This is a genomic window from Aeromicrobium sp., from assembly GCF_049587115.1.
Classification (GTDB): Bacteria; Actinomycetota; Actinomycetes; order Propionibacteriales; family Nocardioidaceae; genus Aeromicrobium.
On the sequence record NZ_JBAVDI010000008.1, the window covers coordinates 1 to 4,309 of the forward strand.

Annotated in this window: 6 protein-coding genes; 3 read left to right on the forward strand and 3 right to left on the reverse strand. The window is 68.5% G+C overall.

The window, feature by feature from the left end:
• The 3 genes from WB461_RS00695 to WB461_RS00705 form a co-directional block, all read right to left on the reverse strand.
• Positions 1 to 266, reverse strand: a 266-nt coding sequence (locus tag WB461_RS00695) for a hypothetical protein (protein ID WP_423850803.1), incomplete at its 3' end; no start/stop codon positions are given.
• Positions 263 to 1,687: a carboxyl transferase domain-containing protein gene (locus tag WB461_RS00700; RefSeq protein WP_423850804.1), complete on the reverse strand. Its 1,425-nt coding sequence runs from the start codon at positions 1,685 to 1,687 to the stop codon at positions 263 to 265. The genes WB461_RS00695 and WB461_RS00700, both read right to left, overlap by 4 nt.
• Before the next feature lie 12 nt (positions 1,688 to 1,699).
• A complete protein-coding gene (locus tag WB461_RS00705) occupies positions 1,700 to 2,413 on the reverse strand; it encodes a winged helix-turn-helix transcriptional regulator (RefSeq protein ID WP_423850805.1) in 714 nt (237 codons plus the stop codon).
• A gap of 54 nt (positions 2,414 to 2,467) precedes the next feature.
• On the opposite strand from WB461_RS00705, the gene WB461_RS00710 reads away from it, so the two are divergent.
• Genes WB461_RS00710 through WB461_RS00720 form a run of 3 tightly spaced genes read left to right on the forward strand, consistent with a single transcriptional unit; the run spans position 2,468 to position 4,119 of the window.
• Positions 2,468 to 2,803 carry a MoaD/ThiS family protein gene (locus tag WB461_RS00710; RefSeq protein ID WP_423850806.1) on the forward strand — a complete coding sequence of 112 codons (336 nt, stop codon included), beginning with the start codon at positions 2,468 to 2,470 and terminating at the stop codon, positions 2,801 to 2,803.
• A 48-nt stretch (positions 2,804 to 2,851) separates the two neighbouring features.
• Entirely contained in the window at positions 2,852 to 3,658 is an 807-nt protein-coding gene (locus tag WB461_RS00715; protein ID WP_423850807.1) for a hypothetical protein, read from the forward strand.
• 41 nt (positions 3,659 to 3,699) lie between these two features.
• Positions 3,700 to 4,119: a TlpA family protein disulfide reductase gene (locus WB461_RS00720; protein WP_423850808.1), complete on the forward strand. Its 420-nt coding sequence runs from the start codon at positions 3,700 to 3,702 to the stop codon at positions 4,117 to 4,119.
• The last annotated feature ends 190 nt before the right edge of the window (positions 4,120 to 4,309 follow it).

Below are 4,309 nucleotides of genomic sequence, written 5' to 3' on the forward strand. Positions count from 1 at the left end.
GCCCAGAATTGCTCCTCGCCGTCGGCCAGGAGCTCGTCGAGAATGCGTCGTCCCCGACCCGCGCGGCGCCGATCGGGATCGACCACCACCTCGACCGGCGCATCACCCACGGCGTACGCGGCGGCGGCGATCCTGCCGTCCGGTTCAGATTGCTGCACGATGACGCGGGCCCGTGCCCCTTCGCGGAGCGCGAAGATGCTGGCCTCGTTGAAGGGCGCGACACCATCGGCCGACTCGGCGCGCTCGGCCAGGTCGAGCAGACTCATCGGTTCCGCAGCGCCACGAGCTGGGCACCGACCTCGGCGGCGATGGCCCGCGCCAGTCCTTCGGGGGTGTCGCCCGTGGGCTCGGGCACGATGTGCTGGACGGTGCCGTTCTCGAGCAGGTCGATCGCTCCGACGCGCTGCGCCTCGGCCATCTGCGCGGCGTGGTCGAGATCGCCGTGCACGATCGCGCTGGCGCCCTCGGGCGGCAGTGGCGACAGCCAGGCGTTCTCGGCCGCGATCACGACATCCGCCGGGAGAAGCGCGAGAGCGCCGCCCCCGCACCCTTGACCCAGCAGCACCGACACGGTCGGCACTCGCATCGTGGACATCCAGCTGATGCACCGGGCGATCTCTCCCGCAATCGCGCCCTGCTCGGCGTGGGGCGACAGCTCTGCGCCGGGGGTGTCGATGAACGACACCAGCGGGAGACGTAGCTCGTTGGCCAGCCGCATGCCACGGCGCGCCTCTCGCAGGGCGGCAGGCCCCATGGGCTTGAAGCGGGTCTGAGTCGTCCGGTCCTGTCCGATGACTACGCAGGGCTGTCCATCCATCCGTGCGAAAGCCACGATCATCGCGCTGTCGCGCTCACCCTTCTCGGTGCCCTGCAGCCGCACGGTCGCGTCGCTGCCGTAGCGCAGCACTTCGCGCACGCCGGCGCGCTGGCGCTCTCGGGTGATCTGAATCGACTCCCACGCGGATCGCTCGCGCCGGACCGTGCCGGTTCGCAGCTCGCGGGTCTGTGGGGTCGGGGCATCGACCAGCAGGCCCAGGGCACGATCGACCAGGAGCGGCAGCTCGTCGGGGAGCACGACGGCGTCGATGATCCCACGGTCGGCAAGATTCTCGGCTGTCTGGATGTTGGGCGGGAAGGGTTTGCCCTCCAACAGCTCGTAGACCTTGGGTCCGAGGAAGCCGATGAGGGCCCCAGGCTCTGCAATCGTGATGTGGGCGAGCGATCCCCACGAGGCGAAGACTCCCCCGGTCGTGGGATGCCGCAGGTAAATCAGGTAGGGGAGGCCGGCCGCGCGGTGGTCCATGATCGCGCGGGTGATGTCGATCATGTGGATGAACGCCGGTGTCCCCTCCTGCATCCGGGTACCGCCGGACGCGGTAGTGGCCAGCACCGGGATGCCTTCCGCAGTGGCCCGGCGAACCGCCGACGTGATGCGTAGCGCCGAAGCGCGACCGATCGATCCAGCGAGGAAACGAAACTCGTTGACCACGACAGCCACGGGTCGCCCCCGCATGAGTCCGCGGCCGGTGAGCACCGACTCGTCTGTTCCGGCGCGTTCTGCTGCTGCCGCGAGCTCCTGCTGATACGTCGGATCGAGCCCGGAATGGTCAATTGGCTCGTCCCACGAGACGAAGGATCCTTCATCCAGGACGAGCTCGAGCAGACCGTGCGCAGTGAGATGGGCCATCAGGCCTCGAACCTAGGCCTTTGCGTCGGCGGTGTCGCGTGCAGCCTCGGACTTGGTGGCGACGAAGCGGTAGCCAACGTTGCGGACGGTGCCGATGAGAGTCTCGTTGTCGGTGCCGAGCTTGGCGCGCAGGCGCCGGACGTGAACATCGACCGTGCGGGTGCCACCGAAGTAGTCGTAGCCCCACACCTCCTGCAGGAGCTGCTGGCGGGTGAACACCCGGCCGGGGTGCTGGGCGAGGAACTTCAGGAGCTCGAACTCCTTGAACGTGAGGTCGAGCGTCCGGTTCTCCAGCTTGGCCGTGTACGTCACGTCGTCCACCACGAGTCCGCTGGACGAGATCACATGGCTCTGGCGGTCGCCGTCCTTGCGGGCGGCGAGCCGGCCGCTGCCGAGTCGGAGCCTGGCTTCGAGCTCGGCCGGACCCGCGGTCGTCAGGATCACGTCGTCCATGCCCCAGTCGGCGGCCGCGACGGCGAGCCCACCTTCGGTCAGAATCAGGATCAGCGGGCACTCGACGCCGGTGGTGCGGATGACCCTGGTCAGGCTGCGGACCTGGGCCAGATCGAGCCGACCGTCGACCAGTACGGCGTCGCACGGCGGGGCATCGATCAGGGCGCTTGCCTCGGCGGGAAGGATCTTGACGTGGTGGGGGAGGAGGGCCAGGGCCGGCAGCACCTCGACCGAGGACTGCGTGCTCTTGGTGAGCAGGAGCAGGTGGGACATGCGTCCTCCTCCTGCCGCGTGGCTAGCCGGGTCGGTCTGCGCGAAAGGGTCGCGGTGGATCACCGTGACGCGTTCGCATGGACAACAATACGACATGTGTCTGATCAATTGGCCGGAGGCGACGTGAATGAGAACAGCGTCACAGTGCACTACTGGGCGTCCGCGCGCTCCGCGGCAGGTGTCGCGGCAGAGCAGGTTCCGCCCGGATCGCTGGCGGCGCTGATCGACGAGATCAGCCAGCGCCACCGCGATCGCGACCGTTTCGACGACGTGATCTCGACGTGCTCGATCTTGGTGGGCGAGACCCCTGTCGGCGCGCGCGATCATGCTTCGGTGGCGCTGAACGCCGGCGACACCGTGGAGTTCCTGCCTCCTTTCGCAGGCGGCTGAGTGGCCGCGTCGACTGAAACTCGCGCCGGTAACTGGCATCATGCCGGAGTGCCACGCCTTGGATCGACCCTGATGTCGCTTGCGCTGGTGGGCGTGATCACCCTCACCGCGTACGCCGGGCCGGAGCTCGTCGCGGCCGCGGTGCTGGTCGTGCAGGTGCTCATCGCCCTGGCGCCGAGTGCGATCGACCCTGCTGGTCGCGCGATCCCGTCGCCGCATTTCGTCGCCGCGCTGGTTGCTGGCGTCGTAGCCACGCTGATCACTCTCTTTCCTGGGCTGCTCGACGGAGCCACCGGATCGTCGCCGGACGTGGTCGGGGCGACCGACCACGGAATGCTGGCGGGCATCATGCCTGCCATCGCGGTGGCGGTCTTCGTCGCTTTGATGGCGCAGATGCTGCGCACCGACGGGCGGTCCGACCTGGTCCCCTCGACGACGTACGCCGTGACGCTGGGAGTCTTCGCGGCGCTGGCGACCGGCTGGATTGGCGCGGCGCAGTCGCTCGGCGGAGCCGAGGTGGTCGCGATCGGGTCGGCAGGAGTGGCCGCTGGTCTGCTCGGATGGTTGGTCCCGATCGACCGGTTCGTTGCCGCATCGCTGGCCATCCTCACAGGCGCGTTGGGAGGTGCTGCAGTTGCGGCATCAGTCGACTCGCCCATGACCTGGCTGTTCGGTGTCGCGATCGGCTCGGCCGCCGCCCTGTTCGCAGTGCTGGGCCAGGTCCTGGGCCGGGCCTGGTCGCGCGGACGCAGGCATGCCGCTGCCGGGTGGGGGTTCCCGGGCGCGATGTCGGTCGCCCTGGCAGCGCCACTGGTCTACGTCGGCGGCCAGCTGATCGGCATGTCCGGGGTCTGATCAGGGCGCTGCGGCTCGGCAGCGCGACGTAAACTCGCTGCATGACCGGAATCGTGGTGCTCCTCGTTGCCGTGCTGCTGACGGTGGTCACGGCACTGACGTTCAAGAACCGCAATGGCCGGTTCGGGACGTCGACCAGATCGTCGGGCGCCGAGGTGTTGACTCCCGCCGACATCGGTGGAGCGCTGGGGACGCGCGCCACGCTGGTCCAGTTCTCCAGCGCCTTCTGTAGTCCGTGCCGGGCGACGCGGGTGCTTCTCACGGACATTGCGGCCAAGCTCGATGGGGTGGTGACGGTCGAGATCGATGCCGAGGAGAATCTGGCGATGGTGCGCCGGCTCAACATCATGCGTACGCCGACGGTGCTGATACTGGACGCTGACGGCGCGGTATCCACCCGCGCTTCGGGTCTGCCGCGGCGGGAGCAGGTCCTCGCAGCGCTCGGCGGGGCCCTCGACTAGCGCGGTCAGGCCTCGTTGCGTGCCAGGAGTTCGCCACCATGTGGGACGAATGACCATATCGTGAGACAGGGCGCCCCAGGGGAAAGGTTTGCCCGTATTCTGGAGCCATGTTCCAGACGACACACCTGACGCGGCGCCGAGCAGTGGACAACTGCTGCACGTGCTCGTCGTTGTGTCGCATGCGCTGACA